The organism is Streptomyces sp. NPDC052682 (genome assembly GCF_040678435.1).
GTDB lineage: Bacteria > Actinomycetota > Actinomycetes > Streptomycetales > Streptomycetaceae > Streptomyces.
This window is the reverse complement of record NZ_JBFATS010000005.1, coordinates 278,409-302,823: the sequence shown is the minus strand read 5'-3', so window position 1 is coordinate 302,823 and position 24,415 is coordinate 278,409. Positions and strand designations below refer to the sequence as shown.

Below are 24,415 nucleotides of genomic sequence, written 5' to 3'. Positions count from 1 at the left end.
ACGGACAGCACGCGGGAAAAGTTCCGCAAGGTCCGCGTGACGCCACTCCCGCATTCTTCCTGCCGTTACCGATTCGTGTCACTCGCCTGTGGACAACTGGCGACGACATGTCCGGTCTTACGGCCTTTCGCCGCGGCAATGACAGGAATGCGACAGCAAGCCGTTTCGGGGCGGGCTGATGCCGCGCTCAGCGGACGTGAGCGGGCGGGCGCTCAGGCCGGGTCGACCTCGCGCAGCAGACCCGTCTTCACGTCGAAGACGAAACCACGCACGTCGTCGGTGTGCAGCAGGAACGGCGAAGTCCGCACCCGCTGCATCGACTGCCGTACGTCCTGGTCGACGTCCCGGAAGGCCTCCACGGCCCACACCGGGCGCTGCCCGACCTCCTCCTCCAGTTCGGTGCGGAAGTCCTCGGTGATCGCCTCCAGGCCGCAGCCGGTGTGGTGGATGAGCACCACGCTGCGCGTGCCCAGCTTGCGCTGGCTGATGGTCAGCGAGCGGATCACGTCGTCGGTGACGACACCGCCCGCGTTGCGGATGGTGTGGCAGTCGCCGAGCTGCAGGCCCAGCGCGGCGTGCAGGTCGAGCCGGGCGTCCATGCAGGCCACGACGGCCACGCGCAGCACGGGGCGGGCGTCCATGCCGGGGTCGGTGAAGTCCGCCGCGTAGCGCTGGTTGGCCTCGACCAGCCGGTCGGTGACGGTGCCGCCGGCTATGGCGGCTTCGGAGGCTGCGGGTACCGATGCAGAGGTCGTCATAATCATGAAGGTACTGGTCACCGGCGTCCGCGTCCGGCTGTGAGAGGGGACAAAGAACGCCATCGGACCTTGTAGTGAGGCACCCCACAGGGGTGGTGTGCCGCGGGTCGCGACGCGCAGGCCGGTTGATTGACCGCGAGACCCCGTGGACTAAAGTGACGCGAAGCGGGAGGCGAGGCTCTCCGCGGAGACGCTCCCCGCTGACGATTTCCCCCCGGAGACCTGGGCGACGTTCCGGAGTTCTCCCCACGTGCGCGGCGCGTACGTACGGCTCGGCCTCCTCCCGCTCCCGGTCGGCTGACGCTTCCGGCGCCGGCAGGCCTCCCCTTCACGAGCGGGCGGGGACCCGGCGGTGCGTCGCGCCGCGCCGGACCTGAGAGGCCCCCTTGAGTCAGAGTCGACACGTCCCGGTGATGCTCCAGCGGTGCCTGGACCTGCTGGCGCCCGCCCTGGAGCGGCCGGGGGCCGTGGTCGTCGACTGCACGCTCGGCCTGGGCGGACACAGCGAGGCCCTGCTGCGGCGGTTCGGCGAGGTCCGGCTCATCGGCCTGGACCGCGACAAGGAGGCCCTGCGCCTGTCCGGCGAGCGGCTCGCCCCGTACGGCGAGCGCGCCACCCTGGTGCACGCCGTGTACGACGAACTCCCCGAGGTCCTGCAGCGGCTCGGCCACGCGGGCGTACAGGGCGTGCTCTTCGACCTCGGCGTCTCCTCCATGCAGCTGGACGAGGCCGACCGCGGCTTCGCCTACGCCCAGGACGCCCCGCTCGACATGCGCATGGACCAGACCACCGGCATCAGCGCCGCCGAGGTCCTCAACACCTACCCGCCCGGCGAGCTCGTGCGGATCCTGCGGGCGTACGGCGAGGAGAAGCAGGCCAAGCGGATCGTGGCCGCCGTCGTGCGCGAGCGCGAGAAGGAGCCGTTCACCACCAGCGCCCGCCTCGTCGAGGTGATCCGCGACGCCCTGCCGCAGGCCGCCAAGCGCACCGGCGGAAACCCGGCCAAGCGCACCTTCCAGGCCCTGCGCATCGAGGTCAACGGTGAGCTCGCCGTGCTGGAGCGGGCCGTTCCGGCCGCCGTGAAGGCGCTGGCCGTGGGCGGACGCATCGCCGTGCTGTCGTACCACTCCCTGGAGGACCGGCTGGTCAAGCAGGTGTTCGCGGCGGGCGCCGCCAGCACCGCGCCGCCCGGGCTGCCGGTCGTGCCCGAGCGCTACCAGCCCCGGCTCAAGCTGCTCACGCGCGGTGCCGAACTTCCCACCGAGCAGGAGATCGCCGAGAACCGGCGGGCGGCCCCCGCGCGGCTGCGCGGCGCGGAGCGCGTCAGGGAGGACGTCGAGTGAGGTCCGCGAAGGGGAGCGTGAGTGAGTAGCAAACCCGAACTCAAGGGCAGGGCGGCGCGTCTCGCGCAGCTCTTCCCGACGGGACCAGGACAGGCGGCCCGCACCCCCTTCGTGCTCCTCGTGGTGCTCCTCCTGGGCGGCGGTCTGATCGGTCTGCTGGTGCTGAACTCGGCGCTCAGCGAGGGCGCCTTCAAGCTCGACGACCTCCAGCGGGAGACGAAGAACCTCACCGACGAGGAGCAGGCCCTGCAGCGGGACATCGACGCCTACTCCGCCCCCGAGGCCCTCCAGCGGCGCGCCCGTGAGCTCGGCATGGTGCCCGGCGGCGACCCGGCCTTCCTCGACCCCGACGGCACGGTCAAGGGCGTCCCCGGCCCCGCCTCGGCCGTCCGGCGGACCGCCGCGCGCAACCCCCTGTTCCTCGCGCCCGAGTCGATGATCACCGCCACGCGCCCGCCCCTGGCGCCGTCGGCCCCCGCCGCGCCCAAGACCCCCGGCAGGTGACGGACGTGGTCGACCCTTCCCGCAGGCAGCCGCCGCGCCGCCGGGTGCCCGGCCCCGCCCGCTCCGGCGGCGCTCGCCGCCCCGGCCCCTCAGCCCGCCCGGCCCGCCGGCCCGGCCCGCGCCGCCCGGCACCGCCCCGCGTCATCAAGCTGGGCAGCCCCCGGCCCCGGCTGCGCCTGGTCGGCCTCGCCCTGACCCTGGTGATGATCGCCTTCGTCGTACGCCTGTTCCAGGTCCAGGCCGTCGACGCCGGCACCTACGCCGCCAAGGCCGAGGCGAACCGGTACGTCGGTCAGGTGCTGGCCGCCGAACGCGGCGAGATCACCGACCGCAACGGCATCGCGCTGGCCACCAGCGAGGACGCCTACGACATCACCGCCGACCCGACGATGTTCGCCCCGGACGAGCTGAAGATCCACGACGGCCCCGAACAGGCGGCCGCCCTGCTCGCGCCCATCCTCGGCCAGGACCAGGACACGCTGGTCAGGAAGCTGCGGCCCGCGAACAAGAACCTCCGCTACGTCAAGCTCGCCGGACGCCAGACCCCGCAGGTCTGGAAGCAGATCAAGGACCTCAAGAGCGCGCTCACCGCCAAGTCGGGGCAGGACAAAACCGCCGTCAACGTCCTCGGGGGCGTCTTCGCCGTCCCCACCAGCAAGCGCGTGTACCCCAACGGCGACCTCGCCGCCGGGATACTGGGCTGGGTCAACGGCGAGGACAAGGCCGGCGGCGGCATCGAACTCCAGCTGAACCGGCAACTGGCCGGCAAGGACGGCAAGATCCGCTACGCCCAGTCCGGCGGCCGGCTGGTCCCGACCGCGGGCGGCGCCACCGAGACGCCCGCCGTGCCGGGCAGCAACGTCGAGCTCACCATCGACCGCGACATCCAGTGGGCGGCGCAGAACGCCATCAGCGAGCAGGTGAAGAAGTCCGCGGCGGACCGCGGCTACGTCATCGTCCAGGACACCCGCACCGGCCAGATCCTCGCCATGGCCAACTCGCCCGGCTTCGACCCCAACGACCTGTCCGACGCCGACCCCGACGCGCTCGGCAACGCGGCCCTCCAGGACGCCTACGAGCCCGGCTCCACCGCCAAGGTCATGTCCATGGCCGCCGTCCTCGAGGAGAACGCCGCCACCCCGCTGACGCACGTCGTGGTGCCCAACCGGCTGCACCGCGGCGACCGGCTCTTCAAGGACGACATCGACCACCCCACCTGGTACCTCACGCTCAACGGCGTGCTCGCCAAGTCCAGCAACATCGGCACCATCCTGGCCACGGGCCAGCTCGGCAAGACCCAGGCGCAGGCCAACAAGGTGCTCTACGACTACCTGCGCAGGTTCGGCCTCGGCAGTTACACCGGGCTCGGCTTCCCCGGCGAGACCAAGGGCATCCTGGCCCCGCCCGCCCAGTGGTCGACGTCGCAGCAGTACACGATTCCTTTCGGCCAGGGCGTGTCCCTCAACGCCATGCAGGCGGCATCGGTCTACTCGACCATCGCCAACGGCGGCGTCCGGATCGAACCCACGCTGGTACGCGGCACCAAGGGCCCCGACGGGCGCTTCACCCCCGCCCCGAAACCCAAGAAGACCCGTGTGATCAGCAAGAAGACGGCGAAGACCCTCGCCCGGATGCTGGAGTCGGTGGTGGACGACGAGGAAGGCACCGGCACCAAGGCACGCATCCCCGGCTACCGCGTCGCGGGCAAGACGGGTACGGCCAACCGCGTGGATCCGGCCACCGGCAAGTACCACGGCTACACCTCCTCGTTCGCCGGGTTCGCGCCCGCCGACCAGCCCCGCATCACGGTCTACTGCGCCATCCAGAACGCCACCCGGGGCAGCTACTTCGGCGGCCAGATCTGCGGACCCGTCTACAAACAGGTCATGGAGTTCGCCCTGAAGACCCTCCAGATCCCGCCGACCGGCGCCAAGCCCGACAGCTTCCCGGTCACCTTCAAGCCCTGACCGTCCCCGACGACCACGCCCCCGACCACCCCCGACCACGTCCCGTCAGCCCCGAGCACCACCGAGCCACCAGGACCCGCCGCCGTGACGACGATCACCCCCGACCCCGGGAACCAGAGCACCCCCGGCCCCTCGCTTCGCTCCCAGGCGGGTACGCCCGGTACGCTCACCGCCGTGCCACACGCTGATCAGTCCCAAACCACCCAGAAGGGCCAACCCGTGACATATCCGGGACCGCCCCGGCCGGCGCGGGTCACCGCCACCCCTCTCGCGGAACTCGCCGGTCAGCTGGGTGCCGAGCCGCCGGAGCGCGCCGCCGAGGTCACGGGCATCACCCACGACTCGCGCGCCGTCCGCCCCGGCGACCTGTACGCCGCCCTGCCCGGCTCCCGCGCGCACGGCGCGGACTTCGTCACCCAGGCCGCCGGCCTGGGCGCGGTCGCCGTGCTCACCGACCCGACGGGCGCCGAACGTGCCGCCGCGACCGGCCTGCCGGTCCTGGTCGTCGACGACCCGCGCGGCCGGATGGGCGAGCTGGCGGCCACCATCTACGGCCACCCGGGCCGCGACCTGCTGCAGATCGGCATCACCGGCACGTCCGGCAAGACCACCACCGCCTACCTCGTCGAGGGCGGCCTGAAGACCGCCAGGTCGACCGGGTTGATCGGCACGGTGGAGATGCGCATCGGCGACGAACGCATCAAGTCCGAGCGCACCACCCCCGAGGCCACCGACCTGCAGGCCCTGTTCGCGGTCATGCGCGAGCGCGGGGTCGAGGCGGTCGCCATGGAGGTCTCCAGCCACGCCCTGGTCCTCGGCCGCGTCGACGGCTGCGTCTTCGACATCGGCGTCTTCACCAACCTCAGCCCGGAACACATGGAGTTCCACTCCGACATGGAGGACTACTTCCGGGCCAAGGCGCAGCTGTTCACGCCGCGGCGCAGCAGGCTCGGTGTGGTCAACGTCGACGACGAGTACGGCCGCCGGCTCGCCAAGGAGGCCACCGTCCCGGTCGTCACCTACTCGGCGGAGGGCCACCCCGACGCCGACTGGCGTGCCGAGGACGTCCGGATCGGGCAGCTGGAGTCGGCGTTCACCGTCCTCGGCCCCAAGGGCGAGCGGATCAGCGCCAAGTCGCCGCTGCCGGGGCCGTTCAACGTGGCCAACACCCTGGCCGCGATCGTCGCCCTCGCCGCCGCCGGTCTCGACCCGCAGGCCGCCGCCGACGGCGTCGCCGCCGTACCGGGCGTGCCGGGCCGTCTGGAGCGCGTGGACGCCGGGCAGCCGTACCTCGCGGTCGTCGACTACGCCCACAAGACCGACGCCGTGGAGTCCGTCCTGCGGGCGCTGCGCAAGGTCACCGAGGGCAAGCTGCACGTCGTCCTCGGCTGCGGCGGCGACCGCGACCGGACCAAGCGCGCGCCGATGGGCGCCGCCGCGGCCCGGCTCGCCGACACCGCCGTACTGACCTCCGACAACCCCCGCTCCGAGGACCCCCTCGCGATCCTGGCCACCATGCTCCAGGGCGCGGCCTCCGTGCCCGCGCACGAGCGCGGCGAGGTGCAGGTCTTCGAGGACCGGGCCGCCGCGATCGCCGCCGCCGTCGCCCGCGCACAGCCCGGCGACACCGTGCTCGTCGCGGGCAAGGGCCACGAGCAGGGCCAGGACATCGCCGGAGTGGTCCGCCCCTTCGACGACCGCCAGGTGCTGCGGGAAGCCATCCAGAAGACCCAGGGATGAAAATCCAGAAGACCCAGGGGATGAACTTGTGATCGCCCTCTCCCTCGCCGAGATCGCAGACGTCGTCGGCGGGCAGACGCACGACATACCGGATCCGTCCGTCCAGGTGACCGGACCGGTCGTCCGGGACTCCCGCGAGGTGGAGCCCGGCAGCCTCTTCGCCGCCTTCGCCGGCGAGCGCGTGGACGGCCACGACTTCGCCCGTCAGGTGGTGGCCGCCGGCGCCGTCGCCGTGCTCGGTACCCGCCCGGTCGGCGTGCCCGCGATCGTCGTCGAGGACGTCCAGGCGGCCCTCGGCGCCCTCGCCCGGCACGTCGTCCAGCGCCTCGGCGCCACCCTCGTGGCCCTGACCGGCTCGGCGGGCAAGACGAGCACCAAGGACCTGATCGCCCAGGTCCTGCAGCGCAAGGCGCCGACCGTCTTCACCCCCGGCTCGCAGAACAACGAGATCGGGCTGCCGCTCACCGCGCTCAAGGCCACCGGGGAAACCCGGTTCCTGGTCCTGGAGATGGGCGCCCGCGGCATCGGGCACATCCGGTACCTCACCGAACTGACGCCCCCGAAGATCGGTGCCGTCCTCAACGTCGGCTCCGCCCACATCGGCGAGTTCGGCGGCCGCGAGCAGATCGCCCAGGCCAAGGGCGAGCTCGTGGAGGCACTTCCGCAGGACGGGGCCGCGATCCTCAACCTGGACGACCCCTACGTCCGGGCCATGGCCTCCCGTACCAAGGCGAAGGTGATCTTCTTCGGAGAGTCCGGCGAAGCGGACGTTCGCGCCGAGAACGTGCGACTCACGGACAGCGGACAGCCCTCGTTCAGGCTTCACACACCCTCCGGTGCAAGCGATGTGACGATGCGCCTGTACGGTGAGCACCACGTGTCGAACGCGCTCGCCGCGGCCGCCGTCGCCCACGAGCTGGGCATGTCCGCAGACGAGATCGCCGTCGCGCTCTCCGAGGCGGGCTCCCTCTCCCGCTGGCGGATGGAGGTCACCGAGCGCCCGGACGGCGTGACGGTCGTCAACGACGCCTACAACGCGAACCCCGAGTCCATGAAGGCCGCTCTGCGCGCGCTGGCGGCCATCGGCAAGGGGCGTCGTACGTGGGCGGTGCTCGGCAAGATGGCCGAGCTCGGGGACGAGGCGCTCGCCGAGCACGACGCGGTCGGGCGGCTCGCCGTCCGGCTCAACGTCAGCAAGCTCGTCGCGGTCGGCGGCAGGGAAGCCGCCTGGCTGCAACTGGGCGCATATAACGAGGGTTCGTGGGGTGAGGAGTCGGTGCACGTGTCCGACGCACAGGCGGCGATCGACCTGTTGCGCAGCGAGTTGCGCCCGGGGGACGTCGTACTCGTGAAGGCGTCCCGTTCGGTCGGGCTCGAGAAGGTGGCGGAGGCGCTGCTCGAGACCGGTGCCGAGGGTGAGGTTGCCGCCCGATGATGAAGCAGATCCTGTTCGCAGGAGTCATTGGCCTCTTCCTGACGCTGATCGGCACCCCGCTGCTGATCAAGCTGCTGGCCCGCAAGGGCTACGGCCAGTACATCCGCGACGACGGACCGCGCGAGCACGCCAGCAAGCGCGGTACGCCGACCATGGGTGGTATCGCCTTCATCCTGGCGACGGTGGCCGCCTACTTCCTGTCCAAGCTGATCACCACCTGGACCACCGAGGACGTCTCGGCCACGCCCACCTTCTCGGGTCTGCTGGTGCTGGGCCTGATGGTCGGCATGGGCCTGGTCGGCTTCCTCGACGACTACATCAAGATCGTCAAGCGGCGTTCGCTCGGTCTGCGGGCCAAGGCGAAGATGGCCGGACAGCTGATCGTCGGCATCGCCTTCGCGGTGCTCTCGCTGCAGTTCGCCGACGCCCGCGGCAACACCCCGGCGTCCACGAAGCTGTCGTTCATCACGGACTTCGGCTGGTCCATCGGACCGGTGCTGTTCGTCGTCTGGGCGCTGTTCATGATCCTCGCGATGTCGAACGGCGTGAACCTCACGGACGGTCTGGACGGTCTGGCCACCGGCGCCTCCGTCCTCGTCTTCGGTGCCTACACCTTCATCGGCGTCTGGCAGTTCCAGGAGTCCTGCGCCAACGGCGAGACGCTCACCAACCCCCACGCCTGTTACGAGGTGCGTGATCCACTCGACCTCGCGGTGGTCTCGGCGGCGCTGATGGGCGCCTGCCTCGGCTTCCTGTGGTGGAACACCTCGCCGGCCAAGATCTTCATGGGCGACACCGGTTCGCTCGCGCTCGGCGGTGTGCTGACGGGCCTGGCCATCTGCTCGCGCACCGAGCTGCTGCTGGCCATCATGGGCGGCCTGTTCGTCCTGATCACCATGTCGGTGGTCATCCAGGTCGGCTCCTTCCGCCTGACCGGCAAGCGCGTCTTCCGGATGGCGCCACTGCAGCACCACTTCGAACTCAAGGGCTGGTCCGAAGTGCTGGTGGTGGTCCGCTTCTGGATCATCCAGGGCATCTGTGTAATTGTCGGACTCGGCCTCTTCTACGCGGGATGGGCAGCGGACAAGTGACCTCCTCGGTGTCTTCGGACCGCCCGGACTTCCAGGGCAAGCGCATCACCGTCGCCGGACTCGGCGTCTCCGGCGTCCCGGCGGCCAAGGTGCTGCACGGCCTCGGCGCGCACGTCACGGTCGTCAACGACGGCGACGACGAGCGCGCCCGGGCCCAGGCGGCCGAGCTGGCCGAACTCGGCATCACCGTCCGCCTCGGCGACGGCGACACGCTCCCCGAGGACACCGAGCTCATCGTCACGGCGCCCGGCTGGAAGCCGGCCAAACCGCTGTTCCAGGCGGCGGAGAAGGCCGGTGTCCCGGTCTGGGGCGACGTCGAACTGGCCTGGCGCCTGCGCGGCCCGGACGCCGCCCCCTGGCTGGCCGTGACGGGCACCAACGGCAAGACCACCACCGTGCAGATGCTCGCGTCGATCCTGACGGCGGCGGGCCTGCGCACCGCCGCCGTCGGCAACATCGGCGTCTCCCTGCTGGACGCGGTCCTCGCCGACGAGCCGTACGACGTCCTGGCCGTGGAGCTGTCCAGCTACCAGCTGCACTGGGCGCCCTCCCTGCGCGCCCACTCGGCCGCAGTGCTCAACCTCGCCCCGGACCACCTCGACTGGCACGGCTCCATGGAGGCGTACGCGCGCGACAAGGGCCGTATCTACGAGGGCAACAAGGTCGCCTGCGTCTACAACGTCGCCGACAAGGCCACCGAGGACCTGGTCCGCGAGGCCGATGTCGAGGAGGGCTGCCGGGCCATCGGCTTCACGCTGGGTACGCCGGCTCCGTCCCAACTCGGCGTCGTGGACGGCATCCTGGTCGACCGCGCCTTCGTCGAGAACCGGCACAAGAACGCCCAGGAGCTCGCCGAGGTCTCCGACGTCAACCCGCCGGCCCCGCACAACATCGCCAACGCCCTCGCCGCGGCGGCCCTGGCCCGCGCCTTCGGCGTGCCCGCGGCGGCCGTACGGGACGGGCTGCGGGCCTTCCGGCCGGACGCCCACCGCATCGCGCACGTGGCCGACGTCGACGGGGTCGCGTACGTCGACGACTCCAAGGCCACCAACACGCACGCGGCGCAGGCCTCGCTGGCGGCGTACGAGTCGATCGTGTGGATCGCCGGCGGACTGGCGAAGGGCGCCACCTTCGACGAACTCGTCGCCGACGCGGCGAAGCGGCTTCGGGGCGCGGTGCTGATCGGCGCCGACCGCGCGCTGATCCGTGAAGCCCTCGCGCGACACGCCCCGGAAGTACCCGTCGTCGACCTGGACCGGACCGACACTGGGGCGATGCTCCAGGCTGTCCAGGAGGCGAGGCGGCTCGCACGGCCCGGCGACACGGTGCTGCTGGCCCCGGCCTGCGCCTCGATGGACATGTTCACCAACTACAACCAGCGCGGTGACGCGTTCGCGCAGGCGGTTCGCGAACTCGGCGCCTGACCGACCCGGCCGCCTGCGCCGGGCGACCTTGAAAGGGACGGTGGGACCGGTGAGGTCGAGCCAGACCTTGGGCGGAGGCCGCGATGCCCGGTAGCCGTACCGGGCGGCCTCCCGTACAGCGGGCCGTGCGGCGGCCCACCGTGCCGGGGCCGCGCGAGAACCCGGTCCTGCGGACGTACACCCGGCTGCGCAAAGCCTGGGACCGGCCGCTGACCGCCTACTACCTGATTTTCGGCGGCAGTGCGCTGATCACCGTGCTCGGGCTGGTGATGGTCTACTCGGCCTCCCAGATCACCGCGTTGCAGATGTCGCTGCCGGGGTCGTACTTCTTCCGCAAGCAGCTGCTCGCCGCCGTGATCGGCGCGGGGCTGCTGTGGGCCGCCTCCCGCATGCCGGTGAAGCTGCACCGGGCGCTGGCCTACCCGATCCTCGCCGGCGCCGTCTTCCTGATGATCCTGGTGCAGGTGCCCGGGATAGGCGTGGCGGTCAACGGCAACCAGAACTGGATCTCGCTGGGCGGCTCCTTCCAGATCCAGCCCAGCGAGTTCGGCAAGCTCGCGCTCGTGCTGTGGGGCGCCGACCTGCTCGCCCGCAAGCAGGACAGGAACCTGCTGGCGCAGTGGAAGCACATGCTGGTGCCGCTCGTACCGCTCTCCTTCCTGCTGCTCGGGCTGATCATGCTCGGCGGCGACATGGGCACGGCGATCATCCTCACCGCGATCCTGTTCGGCCTGCTGTGGCTCGCGGGCGCTCCCACCCGGCTGTTCATCGGAGTGCTGTCGATCGCCGCGGTGATCGGCACGATCCTCATCACCTCCAGCGCCAACCGCATGGCCCGCCTGCAGTGCCTCGGCGCGACCGAACCCCAGGCCGGGCCCGTCGACTGCTGGCAGGCCGTGCACGGCATCTACGCCCTCGCCTCCGGCGGAATCTTCGGTTCCGGCCTCGGGGCGAGTGTGGAAAAATGGGGCCAACTCCCAGAAGCGCACACCGACTTCATCTTCGCCGTCACCGGTGAGGAACTGGGCCTGGCGGGGACGCTGTCGGTCCTCGCCCTCTTCGCGGCTCTAGGCTATGCGGGTATCCGCGTGGCCGGACGCACGGAGGACCCCTTCGTGAGGTATGCCGCGGGAGGCGTGACCACCTGGATCACGGCCCAGGCCGTGATCAACATCGGTGCGGTGCTCGGCCTGCTGCCGATCGCCGGCGTCCCCCTCCCGCTGTTCTCCTACGGAGGATCCGCCCTGCTGCCGACCATGTTCGCCATCGGGCTGCTGATCGCCTTCGCGCGCGACGAGCCCGCTGCGCGGGCGGCGCTTGCGATGCGGCAACCCCGCTTTGGTAGAAAGCGGGGGGCCAGGGGTTCCGTGGCCAGTCGGAGTCCCGGGAGATGGAACACGATGCGACGGCGCGCCTCGGCGGCGCGCTCGTCCGGAGAGCGGTGAATTTCGGTGCATGTCGTACTCGCCGGCGGAGGAACCGCAGGCCACATCGAGCCCGCGCTCGCCCTCGCGGACGCCCTGCGCAGGCAGGATCCGACCGTGGGCATCACGGCCCTGGGCACGGAGCGCGGCCTGGAGACCCGTCTCGTACCCGAGCGTGGGTACGAGCTCGCGCTGATCCCCGCGGTCCCGCTGCCACGCAAGCCCACCCCCGAGCTGATCACCGTCCCGGGCCGGCTGCGCGGCACGATCAAGGCGACCGAGCAGATCCTGGAGCGCACCAAGGCGGACGTCGTGGTCGGCTTCGGCGGCTACGTCGCGCTGCCCGGCTACCTCGCGGCCAAGCGCCTCGGCGTGCCGATCGTGATCCACGAGGCCAACGCCCGCCCGGGCCTGGCCAACAAGATCGGCTCGCGGTACGCCAGCCAGGTCGCCGTGTCGACCCCCGACAGCAAGCTGCGAGGCGCCCGGTACATCGGCATCCCGCTGCGCCGCTCCATCGCCACCCTGGACCGGGCCGCCGTGCGTCCCGAGGCCCGTGCCGCCTTCGGCCTCGACCCGAACCTGCCGACCCTGCTGGTCTCCGGCGGCTCGCAGGGCGCCCGCCGCCTGAACGAGGTCACCCAGGCCGTCGCGCCGTACCTGCAGCAGGCGGGCATCCAGATCCTGCACGCGGTCGGCCCGAAGAACGAACTGCCGCAGGTGCACCAGATGCCGGGGATGCCCCCGTACATCCCGGTAAGTTACCTGGACCGGATGGACCTCGCGTACGCCGCGGCCGACATGATGCTCTGTCGCGCGGGCGCCATGACCGTCGCCGAGCTGTCCGCCGTCGGACTCCCGGCCGCCTACGTCCCGCTGCCCATCGGCAACGGCGAACAGCGGCTGAACGCCCAGCCGGTGGTCAAGGCCGGCGGCGGTCTGCTGGTCGACGACGCGGAACTGACCCCCGAGTGGGTCCAGCACAACGTCCTGCCCGTGCTCGCCGATCCGCACCGGCTGTACGAGATGTCCCGCGCCGCCGCCGAGTTCGGCCGCCGGGACGCCGACGACCTGCTCGTCGGCATGGTGTACGAGGCGATCGCCGCCGGCCGTGCGCATCGCTAGGCCCGCATGACGGAAGGCAGGGAGTGTGGCCGGATCGACGACCGCCGAGCGCGGTGAACGCCAGCGGGAGTCGTCCGGCCCGCGGCCCGTACGGAGGTTGAACCGCCGCCGGCTGCGCCGGCTCGTCCTGCTGGCCCTGACCCTGGTGTTCGTCGGCATCCCGGCCCTGTGGCTGCTGTACGGCTCCAGCTGGCTGCGCGTCGAACGCGCCTCGGTGTCCGGTACCCGGGTGCTGACGGAGGCTCAGGTGCGCCGGGCCGCCGAGGTGCCCCTCGGGAAGCCGCTGATCTCCGTCGACACGGACGCGATCGAGTCCCGTCTGCTGCGGAAACTGCCCCGGATCGACGCGGTCGAGGTGGTCCGTTCCTGGCCGCACGGAATCGACCTGAAAGTGACGGAGCGTACTCCGGTTCTGCTGATCCAAAAGGGCCGGAAGTTCGTCGAAGTGGACGATGAGGGCGTCCGGTTCGCCACGGTTTCTGACGCCCCGAAAGGTGTGCCGACACTGAAACTGAGGGTGTCCCGGTCCGGCTCCGCCGCCGCGAGCCTGCGCCGGTTCGGGCAGGCGCGACTGGTGCGGGAGGCGGTGCGGGTCGCCCGCGCGGTTCCGGCCGCGGTCGCCCAGCGGACACGGACCGTCAAGGTGCGCTCGTACGACGCCATCTCGCTGGAGTTGAGCGACGGCCGCACGGTCGACTGGGGAAGCGGGGAGCAGGGCGCCTCGAAGGCGCGTACCCTCACCGCTCTGATGAAAGCGGCGCCGGGTGCGCGGCACTTCGACGTCAGCGTCCCCACCGCCCCGGCGTCATCAGGGAGTTGACGCACATCCGCGCAGGCCAGCACCCTGGTTGGGCAGCGCTACGGCTGATCACATAGGGTGAAAAGAAAAACGGGAGGTTCGGCGTGTTCGTTGAACGTGCGCCACTTGTCGACTTAGTGTCCTGTTCGGAAGAGTCCAGGGAACAGACACACTGGTAACCCTAAACTTCAGCGTTAGGGTTCGGGTCGGCGATACGGACCGTCCCATTCGGCATCAGTCGTCGGGTCACGGGGGCGCAGCGCGCCACGGTGATACGGCGACACGTAACTCGAGGCGAGAGGCCTTCGACGTGGCAGCACCGCAGAACTACCTCGCAGTCATCAAAGTCATCGGTGTCGGCGGCGGTGGTGTCAATGCCATCAACCGGATGATCGAGGTCGGTCTCAAGGGCGTCGAGTTCATCGCCATCAACACCGACGCACAGGCGCTGTTGATGAGCGACGCCGACGTCAAGCTGGACGTCGGCCGCGAACTCACCCGCGGACTCGGCGCCGGAGCCAACCCGGCCGTCGGCCGCAAGGCCGCCGAGGACCACCGCGAGGAGATCGAGGAGGTCCTCAAGGGGGCCGACATGGTCTTCGTGACAGCCGGTGAAGGCGGCGGCACCGGCACCGGCGGCGCGCCCGTCGTGGCCAACATCGCACGCTCGCTGGGTGCCCTGACCATCGGTGTGGTCACGCGCCCGTTCACCTTCGAGGGACGGCGCCGTGCGAACCAGGCCGAGGAGGGCATCGCCGAGCTCCGCGAAGAGGTCGACACCCTCATCGTCATTCCGAACGACCGCCTGCTGTCCATCTCCGACCGCCAGGTGTCCGTCCTGGACGCCTTCAAGTCGGCCGACCAGGTCCTGCTCTCCGGTGTCCAGGGCATCACCGACCTGATCACCACGCCCGGTCTGATCAACCTCGACTTCGCCGACGTGAAGTCGGTCATGTCGGAGGCCGGTTCGGCCCTGATGGGCATCGGCTCCGCCCGCGGCGACGACCGCGCGGTGGCCGCGGCCGAGATGGCGATCTCCTCGCCGCTGCTGGAAGCCTCCATCGACGGCGCCCGCGGGGTGCTGCTGTCCATCTCCGGCGGCTCCGACCTCGGCCTGTTCGAGATCAACGAGGCCGCTCAGCTGGTGAGCGAGGCCGCCCACCCCGAGGCCAACATCATCTTCGGCGCGGTGATCGACGACGCCCTCGGCGACGAGGTCCGGGTCACCGTGATCGCGGCCGGCTTCGACGGCGGCCACCCCCCGGCCCGCCGGGACAACGTCCTCGGTTCCAGCTCCGCCAAGCGCGAGGAGCCGGCCCCGGCCCGGCAGCCCGAGTCCCGTCCCTCCTTCGGTTCGCTCGGCAGCGTGACCCCGAAGGAGGACCCGGAGCCCGCTCCGGAACCGGTGAGCGACATCCCGGTCGCCCCGCCGGTGACCCCGGCGCCGCGCACCTACTCGGACAGCGCGGCCGAGGAGCTGGACGTACCGGACTTCCTCAAGTGATGCTCCTGACGTGATAGGACAGCGCGAGAACGTGAGCGGCGCGCACTTCGCCTTCACCGACCGGTGGGGCGGGGTGAGCGCCGCTCCGTATGAGGAGCTCAATCTCGGCGGTGCGGTCGGCGACGACCCCGGCGCCGTACGGACCAACCGGGAGCTGGCCGCCAAGTCGCTCGGCGTCGAGCCGGGCCGGGTGGTCTGGATGAACCAGGTGCACGGCGCCGAGGTGGCCGTGGTCGACGGACCCTGGACTGCGCCCTCCGAGATCCCTTCGGTCGACGCGATCGTCACCGCCCGGCGCGGGCTCGCCCTCGCCGTGCTCACCGCCGACTGCGTGCCCGTGCTGCTCGCCGATCCCGTCGCCGGGGTCGCCGCAGCGGCGCACGCGGGCCGGCCCGGCATGATCGCCGGAGTCGTCCCGGCCGCGCTACGCGCGATGATGGAGCTGGGCGCCGACCCGACCCGGATCGTCGCCCGGACCGGACCGGCCGTGTGCGGCCGGTGCTACGAGGTGCCCGAGGCGATGCGCGCCGAGGTGGCCGCCGTCGAGCCGGCGGCGTACGCCGAGACGAGCTGGGGCACGCCGGCGGTCGATGTGAGCGCCGGGGTGCACGCGCAGCTGGACCGGCTCGGGGTGCGCGACCGGGCGCAGTCGCCGGTGTGCACACGGGAGTCGCGCGACCACTTCTCGTACCGTCGCGACCGCACCACCGGGCGGCTCGCGGGCTATGTGTGGCTGGACTGATGGGCATGACGGACCGTAAGGAAGAAATCGCCAGAAACCTGGCGAAAGTGGAGGAGCGCATCGCGGCCGCGTGTGCGGACGCCGGGCGCAAGCGGGAAGAGGTGACCCTGATCGTGGTCACCAAGACCTATCCGGCGAGCGATGTGCGGATCCTCGCCGAGCTCGGTGTGCGCCAGGTCGCCGAGAACCGCGACCAGGACGCCGCCCCCAAGGCGGCCGCCTGCGCGGATCTGCCCCTTACTTGGCACTTTGTTGGCCAACTCCAGACCAACAAAGTGCGTTCCGTGGTCGGTTACGCGGATCTTGTGCAGTCCGTCGATCGTTCCAAGCTTGTCGCGGCCTTGTCGAAGGAGGCCGTGCGGGCGGGGCGCGAGATCGGATGCCTCATCCAGGTCGCGTTCGACGCCGGGGTGAGCGGACGAGGAGAGCGGGGAGGTGTGGCCCCCGAGGGAGTCGCGGAGCTGGCCGACCTCGTGGCCGAGGCGCCGGGGCTGCGGCTCGGCGGACTGATGACCGTCGCGCCGCTGACCGGGCAGTATGCGGGGCGCGAACAGGCGGCCTTCGAGCGGTTGATGGTTTTGTCGACTGACCTGCGCAAGGCCCATCCGACTGCCACCATGGTCTCGGCAGGGATGAGCGCGGACCTCGAACAGGCCGTGGCCGCCGGAGCGACACACGTACGCGTCGGCAGCGCGGTACTCGGAGTCCGCCCGAGGCTCCGGTAACGTCGCCAGGAAGTCGGACCACAGCAGAAAATATGGTCAATTCCGTCGAAAGGCGGGCATAACGACCACGTGGATCGCGGGACTTGGCAGTCGTCAGCCGATCCACCACAGAGCGGAGGACTCAGAGAATGGCCGGCGCGATGCGCAAGATGGCGGTCTACCTCGGCCTCGTGGAGGACGATGGGTACGACGGCCGTGGATTCGACCCCGACGACGACTTCGAACCGGAACTGGACCCGGAGCCCGAACGGGACCACCGGCGGCACGAGTCGCCCCATCAGTCGCATTCCTCACATCAGCCCCAAAGGGACGAAGAGGTGCGAGTCGTGCAGCCGCCCGCGCCGCGCGAGGCGGTCGCCCGCGCCGCTTCGCTCCCGGCGGAATCGGGCCGCCCCGCGCGCATCGCGCCCGTGGCATCCATCACACAAGAACGCGCAAGTCTGGAGAAGAACGCACCGGTGATCATGCCCAAGGTCGTGTCCGAGCGGGAGCCTTACCGGATCACCACGCTCCACCCGCGGACCTACAACGAGGCCCGTACCATCGGGGAACACTTCCGTGAGGGCACCCCGGTGATCATGAATCTGACTGAGATGGATGACACAGATGCGAAGCGACTTGTCGACTTTGCTGCCGGTTTGGTGTTTGGTCTACACGGCAGTATCGAGCGGGTGACGCAGAAGGTGTTCCTGTTGTCGCCTGCTAACGTCGATGTCACGGCGGAGGACAAGGCCCGCATCGCAGAGGGCGGGTTCTTCAACCAGAGCTGAGACGCAACACCGGAAACAGAAGTACACAGCAGGGCACAGGGGAGAGGGAAGCGCACCGTCATGAGCGTGGTTCTGGATGTCATCTACATCGCGCTGATGTGCTTCCTCATCGTGCTCATCTTCCGGCTGGTCATGGACTACGTCTTCCAGTTCGCCCGCTCGTGGCAACCCGGCAAGGCGATGGTGGTCGTTCTGGAGGCCACCTACACTGTCACCGATCCACCGCTCAAGCTTCTGCGGCGGGTCATCCCGCCGCTGCGTCTCGGGGGCGTGGCGCTCGACCTGTCCTTCTTCGTACTGATGATCATCGTCTACATCCTGATCTCGATCGTGAGCCGGCTGTGAGCGATGTGAACTACGGTCTTGCCGAATGCCGACGACTACGTTGAGGTGAAGAGATGCCGTTGACCCCCGAGGACGTGCGGAACAAGCAGTTCACGACCGTCCGCCTCCGAGAAGGCTATGACGAGGACGAGGTCGATGCCTTCCTCGACGAGGTCGAAGCCGAACTGACCCGCCTGCTGCGCGAGAACGAGGATCTGCGCGCCAAGCTGGCCGCCGCCACGCGGGCCGCCGCGCAGAACCAGCAGAACATGCGCAAGCCGCCGGAGCAGCAGGACCAGCAGCAGGGCATGCGCGGTCCCGGGGCGCCCGTTCCCGCCGGGATATCGGGCCCGCCGCAGCAGCAGATGGGTGGCCCCATGGGTGGTCCGCCCCAGCTGCCGAGCGGTGCACCGCAGCTGCCCGCCGGCCCCGGCGGTCAGGGGGGCCCGCAGGGTCCCGGCGGTCCTATGGGGCAGGGTCCCGGTCCGATGGGCCAGGGTCCGATGCAGGGGCAGATGGGCCCCGGTCCGATGGGCGGCCCCATGGGCGGTCCCGGTCCGATGGGTCAGGGTCCCGGCGGCGACAGCGCCGCCCGCGTGCTGTCGCTGGCGCAGCAGACCGCCGACCAGGCGATCGCGGAGGCCCGTTCCGAGGCCAACAAGATCGTGGGCGAGGCGCGTTCGCGTGCCGAGGGTCTCGAGCGTGACGCCCGCGCCAAGGCGGACGCGCTGGAGCGGGACGCGCAGGAGAAGCACCGTGTCGCGATGGGCTCCCTGGAGTCCGCGCGCGCCACGCTGGAGCGCAAGGTCGAGGACCTGCGCGGCTTCGAGCGCGAGTACCGCACGCGGCTGAAGTCCTACCTGGAGTCGCAGCTGCGCCAGCTGGAGACGCAGGCGGACGACTCGCTCGCCCCGCCGCGCACCCCGGCCACGGCGTCCCTCCCGCCGTCCCCGGCGCCCTCCATGGCACCGGCCGGCGCGAGCGCCCCGTCGTACGGCGGCAACCAGACGATGGGGGGCAACCCGTCACCGTCCGGCCCGTCCTACGGCGGCCAGCAGCAGATGTCTCCCGCGATGACCCAGCCGATGGCGCCGGTGCGGCCGCAGGGCCCGTCGCCGATGGGGCAGGCTCCTTCCCCGATGCGCGGTTTCCTCATCGACGAGGACGACAACTGACGGCCTGACGGCCATGAGTACGGCGTAGACGTCGGCAGCGTTCAGGGCGAGGCCCCGGGTGGTTCCCGGGGCCTCGCCCTTTGCCACGCGCGTTCGGTGAGGCGCACGCAACGCCGAAGGCCCGGTCCCACCAGGATTTCTGGTGGGACCGGGCCTTCGGGCACCGGTGTGGCAGAGGGTCACACCTTGCGCAGGCGGAACGTCAGCGACAGGCCCTCGTCGGTGAAGGGCTCGCCGTACGTGTCGTCGGCCTCGCCCTCGGCGAAGTCCGTCGCCAGGACCTCGTCGGCGATCAGGCCGGCGTGTTCGGTCAGGGCCGCGGCCGTCGCCGCTTCCGTGGCCGTCCAGCGCAGGGCGATGCGGTCGGCCACGTCCAGCCCGCTGTTCTTGCGGGCCTCCTGGATCAGGCGGATCGCGTCACGGGCCAGGCCCGCCCGGCGCAGCTCCTCCGTGATCTCCAGGTCCAGGGCGACCGTCGCGCCCGCGTCCGAGGCCACCGACCAGCCCTCGCGCGGGGTTTCCGTGATGATCACCTCGTCGGGGGCCAGCGTGATCGTCTCACCGTCGACCTCGACCGACGCGGTGCCCTCGCGCAGCGCCAGGGACAGTGCGGCGGCGTCCGCGTGGGCGATGGCCTTCGCCACGTCCTGGACGCGCTTGCCGAACCGCTTGCCCAGGGCACGGAAGTTGGCCTTGGCGGTGGTGTCCACCAGGGAGCCGCCCACCTCGCTCAGTGACGCCAGCGACTCGACGTTCAGCTCCTCCGTGATCTGCGTGTGCAGCTCGGGGTCCAGCGCGTCGAAGCCCGTCGCCGCGATCAGCGCGCGCTTCAGCGGCTGACGCGTCTTCACGCCCGACTCCGCGCGCGTGGCACGGCCCAGCTCCACCAAGCGGCGGACCAGGACCATCTGCCGGGACAGCTCCGGGTCGATCGCCGACAGGTCCGCCTCGGGCCAGGAGGACAGGTGGACCGACTCGGGCGCGCCCGGGGTGACCGGGACGATCAGGTCCTGCCACACCCGCTCGGTGATGAACGGGGTGATCGGCGCCATCAGCTTGGTGACGGTCTCCAGCACCTCGTGCAGGGTGCGCAGCGCGGCCTTGTCGCCCTGCCAGAATCGGCGTCGGGAGCGGCGGACGTACCAGTTGGACAGGTCGTCGACGAACGCGGACAGCAGCTTGCCGGCGCGCTGGGTGTCGTAGCCCTCCAGCGCCTGGGTGACCTGGTCGGTCAGCGCGTGCAGTTCGGACAGCAGCCAGCGGTCCAGCAGCGGGCGGTCGGCCGGGGCCGGGTCGGCCTCGCTCGGCGCCCAGCCGGAGGTACGCGCGTACAGGGCCTGGAAGGCGACCGTGTTCCAGTAGGTCAGCAGAGTCTTGCGGACGACCTCCTGGATGGTGCCGTGGCCGACGCGGCGGGCCGCCCACGGGGAGCCGCCGGCCGCCATGAACCAGCGGACCGCGTCCGCGCCGTGCTGGTCCATGAGCGGGATCGGCTGCAGGATGTTGCCCAGGTGCTTGGACATCTTCCGGCCGTCCTCGGCCAGGATGTGACCGAGGCAGACCACGTTCTCGTACGACGACTTGTCGAAGACCAGCGTGCCGACCGCCATCAGCGTGTAGAACCAGCCGCGGGTCTGGTCGATGGCCTCGGAGATGAACTGCGCCGGGTAGCGGGACTCGAACAGTTCCTTGTTCTTGTACGGGTAGCCCCACTGCGCGAACGGCATCGAGCCGGAGTCGTACCACGCGTCGATGACCTCGGGCACGCGCGTGGCGGTCTTCCCGCAGCCGTCGTGGCGGCAGGCGAAGGTGACCTCGTCGATGTACGGGCGGTGCGGGTCGAGGCCCGACTGGTCGGTGCCGGTCAGCTCGGTCAGCTCCGCGCGGGAGCCGACGCAGGTGAGGTGGTCGTCCTCGCAGCGCCAGATCGGCAGCGGGGTGCCCCAGTAGCGGTTGCGGGACAGCGCCCAGTCGATGTTGTTGTTCAGCCAGTCGCCGTACCGGCCGTGCTTGACCGTCTCGGGGAACCAGTTGGTCTTCTCGTTCTCCTCGATGAGGCGGTCCTTGATCGCCGTCGTGCGGATGTACCAGGACGGCTGCGCGTAGTAGAGGAGCGCGGTGTGGCAGCGCCAGCAGTGCGGGTAGCTGTGCTCGTACGGGATGTGCTTGAACAGCAGGCCGCGCTGCTGGAGGTCCTCGGTGAGCTTTTCGTCCGCCTTCTTGAAGAAGACGCCGCCGACCAGGGGCACGTCCTCCTCGAAGGTGCCGTCCGGGCGGACCGGGTTCACCACCGGCAGACCGTAGGAGCGGCAGACCTTCAGGTCGTCCTCACCGAAGGCGGGGGACTGGTGGACCAGGCCCGTGCCGTCCTCGGTGGTGACGTACTCGGCGTTCACGACGAAGTGCGTGCCGCCCTCCGTCTCGGGGAACTCCACGAGCTCGAACGGACGTTGGTACGTCCAGCGCTCCATCTCGGCGCCGGTGAAGGTCTGGCCGGTGGTCTCCCAGCCCTCGCCGAGGGCCTTGCCGACCAGCGGCTCGGCGACGACCAGCTTCTCCTCGCCGTTCGTCGCGACGACGTAGGTGACCTCGGGGTGGGCGGCGACCGCCGTGTTGGAGACCAGGGTCCAGGGCGTGGTCGTCCACACCAGGAGCGCGGCCTCGCCCGCGAGCGGACCGGAGGTGAGCGGGAAGCGGACGTACACGGACGGGTCGACGACCGTCTCGTAGCCCTGCGCCAGCTCGTGGTCCGACAGGCCCGTGCCGCAGCGCGGGCACCAGGGGGCGACGCGGTGGTCCTGGACCAGCAGGCCCTTGCGGAAGATCTCCTTCAGCGACCACCAGACCGACTCGATGTACTCGGGCTCCATGGTCACGTACGCCTCGTCGAGGTCGACCCAGTAGCCCATGCGGGTCGTCAGCTCGGAGAAGGCGTCGGTGTGGCGGAGCACGGACTCGCGGCACTTGGCGTTGAACTCGGCGATGCCGTACGCCTCGATGTCCTTCTTGCCGGAGAAGCCCAGCTCCTTCTCCACCGCGAGCTCCACGGGCAGGCCGTGGCAGTCCCAGCCGGCCTTGCGGGCCACGTGGTAGCCGCGCATGGTGCGGAAGCGGGGGAAGACGTCCTTGAAGACACGGGCCTCGATGTGGTGGGCGCCGGGCATGCCGTTGGCGGTGGGCGGGCCCTCGTAGAACACCCACTCGGGGCGCCCGGCGGACTGCTCCAGGCTCTTGGCGAAGATCTTCTGCTCGCGCCAGAAGTCGAGCACCGCGTGCTCGAGCGCGGGCAGGTCGACCTGGGCGGGCACCTGGCGGTACGTCGGCGCTGTCGTCATCAGCGATCTTCCTCCGGCGGATTGTGCTGCCTTCCGTCGGAGGGACGAGAGCTACGTCATGCCTACGCCGCCTGCGGCGCGCTCCCGCGGTACCACCCTCCTTGGCCCTCCGGTGCGGGGTGTGCACCGGGGAGCCCCCTCATTGGGGTCGCGATGCCGGTTCTACTCGCCGGGGCCGGGTGGCCCTGGTTTTCTTCCGGCGGCTCCGGGGTGATCTTCACGTCGCGCTCGCCCCCGGGCTCACACCGTCCCCGGGTCGCTCTGGGCTGCGTACGCCGCTACTCGTCCCCATCCACGCTTTTCGCTCCGCCCAGTGTACGGCGCCGGGCGGACAGCGACCGACCGGTTTCCGGGTGGGTGCGGGCGGGGCCGGGCCCGGGTCCGAGATGCCCCGAATGGCGCGGTGCCGCTGTTCGGTTTCCGGGACGTCCGGCTCGGCGGATTACCCGGCGGGGAGCTGGGCACAACGGATGCATGCTGGCCGCGCGGCATGCGCGAGGCGGGCGAATCGGGCGGTGTGCCCCGTTGCTGCGGGACTCGAGTCGATTTATCGTCCCAGCACGATTCGCGAGCAAGATCACAATATGTGAAGGGGCCGCGGCCATGGTGGCGAAGAAGACCGCCGTACAGCAGTCGGCGTCCGGCACGTCCGCGAGTGCCAGGGCCTCCGGTGGTGGTGCGGTGAAGGCTGCGGCGGGGAAGAAGACGGCTGCCCGGGCGGCCGGGTCGGCCGGAGCGGTGAAGACGGTGCGGAGCGCGGCCAGGGGAAAGGAAGCCACGGGGGTGGGGCGCAAGGCGGCTGCGGCGAAGGGCGGCGGGGGGAGGAAAACGGCTGCTGGGAAGGCGACGGCTGGGAAGGCTCCTGCCCGCAGGACGGCCGCCGGGAAGACCGCGGCGGACAAGACCGCGGTCGGGGAGGCCGCGGGTGCGAGGCCGGTCGCCGCCAAGACGGCTGCCGGGAAGTCGGGTGCTGCTCCGCGGGCGGCCGAGGGGGCCGTGGCGGGGAAGGCTCCGCCGCAGGCGGGTGACGCCCCGGCCGGGAAGGGGGCGGCGAAGAAGCCGGCCGGCGGCAAGCGGGCCGCTGAGAAGGCCGCAGTGGGGAAGGCTTCGTCCAGGAAGTCGGTTGCCGCTGATCAGGTGGCGGACGTCTCGGCCGGGAAGGTCTCGGCGAGGGAGTCGGTCGCCGGCGAGTCGGCGGCCGAGGAGGCCGTGGCGGGGAAGGCATCGCCGAGGAAGTCGGTTGCCGCCGGCCGGGTGGCGGGTAGAGCCCCTGCCGGGAAGGCTGCGGCAAGGAAGTCGGTTGCCGTCGGCCAGGTGGGGGGTAAAGCCTCTGCCGGGAAGGCTCCGGCAAGGAAGTCGGGCGCCACGGATCAGGCGGCGCGTGACGCCTCTGCCGGAAAGGGTGCGGCCAAGAGGTCGGTCGGTGTCGAGCAGGCCGCTGAAAAGGCGGCGACGGGGAAGGCTTCGGCCAGGAAGACGGGCGCCGGCAGGCAGGCGGCCGGGAAAGCCGCGGCCCGCCGGGACGCTCCGGACGCTCCGGCCACGAGGGCGGTCGGCGAAAGGGTCAGGGGGAAAGGCACAGGCGCGGCCGTCCGGGAGGGGGCGGCCGGGAAGAGCGCGGTCGGGAAGGGCACCACCAGGACCAGCGCGGTCACACAGGACACGGCCGGGAGCAGCACGGCCAAGAAGGCGGGCGCGGCCGAGGCCGCGCAGCAGACGGGAGCGACGACGGTGGGTGCGAAGAAGACTCCTGGCACGGCGACGGCGGCGACGACCGCCGTTCCGAAGGCACGGATCGCCGCGGCGGAGCCGGGTGACCTCGCGGTACGCCCGGGGGAGGACCCCTGGACCACGGAGGAGGTCGAGGAGGCGCGGTCCGAGCTGCTGTCCGAGGAGGCGCGGCTGCGCGAGGAGATCACGTCGTCGGAGCGGTCGCTCGCCGGTCTGATGCGGGACTCCGGGGACGGCGCGGGCGACGACCAGGCGGACACCGGCACCAAGAACATCACGCGCGAGCACGAGATGGCGCTCGCCGCCAACGCCCGCGAGATGCTCACCCAGATCGAACGCGCCCTGGAACGGCTCGACGCGGGCACCTACGGCCTGTGCGAGAGCTGCGGCAACCCCATCGGCAAGGCCCGCATGCAGGCCTTCCCCAGGGCCACGCTCTGCGTGGAGTGCAAGCAGAAGCAGGAGCGGCGGTACTGACCGGCGGCGTCCGCCGGCCGGA

At 70.9% G+C, this 24,415-nt stretch carries 19 protein-coding genes; 17 read left to right on the top strand and 2 right to left on the bottom strand.

What is annotated here, in order from left to right:
• Positions 1 to 212 precede the first annotated feature (212 nt).
• Positions 213 to 821 (bottom strand): carbonic anhydrase, encoded by a 609-nt coding sequence (locus AB0K80_RS10180; protein WP_365667776.1) that lies wholly within the window; start codon positions 819 to 821, stop codon positions 213 to 215.
• Between the two features lie 323 nt (positions 822 to 1,144).
• On the opposite strand from AB0K80_RS10180, the gene rsmH reads away from it, so the two are divergent.
• The 16 genes from rsmH (at position 1,145) to AB0K80_RS10100 (ending at position 18,850) form a co-directional block, all read left to right on the top strand.
• A complete protein-coding gene (rsmH, locus tag AB0K80_RS10175; protein WP_365667774.1) occupies positions 1,145 to 2,101 on the top strand; it encodes a 16S rRNA (cytosine(1402)-N(4))-methyltransferase RsmH in 957 nt (318 codons plus the stop codon).
• Between the two features lie 21 nt (positions 2,102 to 2,122).
• A complete protein-coding gene (locus AB0K80_RS10170; protein ID WP_365667773.1) occupies positions 2,123 to 2,605 on the top strand; it encodes a septum formation initiator family protein in 483 nt (160 codons plus the stop codon).
• Between the two features lie 5 nt (positions 2,606 to 2,610).
• Entirely contained in the window at positions 2,611 to 4,572 is a 1,962-nt protein-coding gene (locus AB0K80_RS10165) for a penicillin-binding protein 2 (RefSeq protein WP_365667771.1), read from the top strand.
• A 219-nt stretch (positions 4,573 to 4,791) separates the two neighbouring features.
• Positions 4,792 to 6,312, top strand: coding sequence for a UDP-N-acetylmuramoyl-L-alanyl-D-glutamate--2,6-diaminopimelate ligase (locus AB0K80_RS10160; protein ID WP_365667769.1), 1,521 nt, complete (start codon positions 4,792 to 4,794; stop codon positions 6,310 to 6,312).
• 28 nt (positions 6,313 to 6,340) lie between these two features.
• Positions 6,341 to 7,747, top strand: coding sequence for a UDP-N-acetylmuramoyl-tripeptide--D-alanyl-D-alanine ligase (gene murF, locus AB0K80_RS10155; RefSeq protein WP_365667767.1), 1,407 nt, complete (start codon positions 6,341 to 6,343; stop codon positions 7,745 to 7,747).
• A complete protein-coding gene (gene mraY / locus AB0K80_RS10150; protein WP_365667937.1) occupies positions 7,747 to 8,838 on the top strand; it encodes a phospho-N-acetylmuramoyl-pentapeptide-transferase in 1,092 nt (363 codons plus the stop codon). The genes murF and mraY overlap by 1 nt, the downstream gene beginning before the upstream one ends.
• On the top strand, positions 8,820 to 10,262 hold the full coding sequence (gene murD / locus AB0K80_RS10145) for a UDP-N-acetylmuramoyl-L-alanine--D-glutamate ligase (protein ID WP_365667765.1): 1,443 nt from the start codon (positions 8,820 to 8,822) through the stop codon (positions 10,260 to 10,262). The genes mraY and murD overlap by 19 nt, the downstream gene beginning before the upstream one ends.
• Positions 10,263 to 10,345: 83 nt before the next feature.
• Complete coding sequence (gene ftsW / locus AB0K80_RS10140) at positions 10,346 to 11,707, top strand: putative lipid II flippase FtsW (RefSeq protein ID WP_365667763.1); 1,362 nt, start codon at positions 10,346 to 10,348, stop codon at positions 11,705 to 11,707.
• A 6-nt stretch (positions 11,708 to 11,713) separates the two neighbouring features.
• Positions 11,714 to 12,811, top strand: coding sequence for an undecaprenyldiphospho-muramoylpentapeptide beta-N-acetylglucosaminyltransferase (gene murG, locus AB0K80_RS10135; RefSeq protein ID WP_365667761.1), 1,098 nt, complete (start codon positions 11,714 to 11,716; stop codon positions 12,809 to 12,811).
• Between the two features lie 25 nt (positions 12,812 to 12,836).
• On the top strand, positions 12,837 to 13,631 hold the full coding sequence (locus AB0K80_RS10130) for an FtsQ-type POTRA domain-containing protein (protein ID WP_365667759.1): 795 nt from the start codon (positions 12,837 to 12,839) through the stop codon (positions 13,629 to 13,631).
• 289 nt (positions 13,632 to 13,920) lie between these two features.
• On the top strand, positions 13,921 to 15,114 hold the full coding sequence (gene ftsZ / locus AB0K80_RS10125; RefSeq protein WP_365667757.1) for a cell division protein FtsZ: 1,194 nt from the start codon (positions 13,921 to 13,923) through the stop codon (positions 15,112 to 15,114).
• 10 nt (positions 15,115 to 15,124) lie between these two features.
• Positions 15,125 to 15,856, top strand: a complete 732-nt coding sequence (gene pgeF / locus AB0K80_RS10120) for a peptidoglycan editing factor PgeF (protein WP_365667755.1) — start codon at positions 15,125 to 15,127, stop codon at positions 15,854 to 15,856.
• Between the two features lie 5 nt (positions 15,857 to 15,861).
• A complete protein-coding gene (locus AB0K80_RS10115) occupies positions 15,862 to 16,581 on the top strand; it encodes a YggS family pyridoxal phosphate-dependent enzyme (protein ID WP_365667753.1) in 720 nt (239 codons plus the stop codon).
• 128 nt (positions 16,582 to 16,709) lie between these two features.
• The gene (sepF, locus tag AB0K80_RS10110; RefSeq protein ID WP_365667751.1) at positions 16,710 to 17,351 is read left to right on the top strand and encodes a cell division protein SepF; all 642 of its coding nucleotides are present in this window, start codon (positions 16,710 to 16,712) and stop codon (positions 17,349 to 17,351) included.
• A 60-nt stretch (positions 17,352 to 17,411) separates the two neighbouring features.
• The gene (locus AB0K80_RS10105; protein ID WP_115908676.1) at positions 17,412 to 17,696 is read left to right on the top strand and encodes a YggT family protein; all 285 of its coding nucleotides are present in this window, start codon (positions 17,412 to 17,414) and stop codon (positions 17,694 to 17,696) included.
• A 53-nt stretch (positions 17,697 to 17,749) separates the two neighbouring features.
• Positions 17,750 to 18,850 (top strand): DivIVA domain-containing protein, encoded by a 1,101-nt coding sequence (locus AB0K80_RS10100; RefSeq protein ID WP_365667749.1) that lies wholly within the window; start codon positions 17,750 to 17,752, stop codon positions 18,848 to 18,850.
• A gap of 179 nt (positions 18,851 to 19,029) precedes the next feature.
• Here AB0K80_RS10100 and ileS read toward each other — a convergent pair whose 3' ends face one another.
• The gene (gene ileS / locus AB0K80_RS10095) at positions 19,030 to 22,185 is read right to left on the bottom strand and encodes an isoleucine--tRNA ligase (protein ID WP_365667747.1); all 3,156 of its coding nucleotides are present in this window, start codon (positions 22,183 to 22,185) and stop codon (positions 19,030 to 19,032) included.
• Between the two features lie 603 nt (positions 22,186 to 22,788).
• Here ileS and AB0K80_RS10090 point away from each other — a divergent pair.
• A complete protein-coding gene (locus AB0K80_RS10090; RefSeq protein WP_365667746.1) occupies positions 22,789 to 24,393 on the top strand; it encodes a TraR/DksA C4-type zinc finger protein in 1,605 nt (534 codons plus the stop codon).
• Positions 24,394 to 24,415 lie beyond the last annotated feature (22 nt).

Coding starts and splice junctions, on each gene's coding strand:
- AB0K80_RS10180 (WP_365667776.1), bottom strand. CDS start 821: ATGGCGTTCTTTGTCCCCTCTCACAGCCGGACGCGGACGCCGGTGACC.
- mraY (WP_365667937.1), top strand. CDS start 7,747: ATGAAGCAGATCCTGTTCGCAGGAGTCATTGGCCTCTTCCTGACGCTG.
- murD (WP_365667765.1), top strand. CDS start 8,820: ATGGGCAGCGGACAAGTGACCTCCTCGGTGTCTTCGGACCGCCCGGAC.
- ftsW (WP_365667763.1), top strand. CDS start 10,346: ATGCCCGGTAGCCGTACCGGGCGGCCTCCCGTACAGCGGGCCGTGCGG.
- AB0K80_RS10115 (WP_365667753.1), top strand. CDS start 15,862: ATGACGGACCGTAAGGAAGAAATCGCCAGAAACCTGGCGAAAGTGGAG.
- sepF (WP_365667751.1), top strand. CDS start 16,710: ATGGCCGGCGCGATGCGCAAGATGGCGGTCTACCTCGGCCTCGTGGAG.
- AB0K80_RS10105 (WP_115908676.1), top strand. CDS start 17,412: ATGAGCGTGGTTCTGGATGTCATCTACATCGCGCTGATGTGCTTCCTC.
- AB0K80_RS10100 (WP_365667749.1), top strand. CDS start 17,750: ATGCCGTTGACCCCCGAGGACGTGCGGAACAAGCAGTTCACGACCGTC.
- ileS (WP_365667747.1), bottom strand. CDS start 22,185: ATGACGACAGCGCCGACGTACCGCCAGGTGCCCGCCCAGGTCGACCTG.
- AB0K80_RS10090 (WP_365667746.1), top strand. CDS start 22,789: ATGGTGGCGAAGAAGACCGCCGTACAGCAGTCGGCGTCCGGCACGTCC.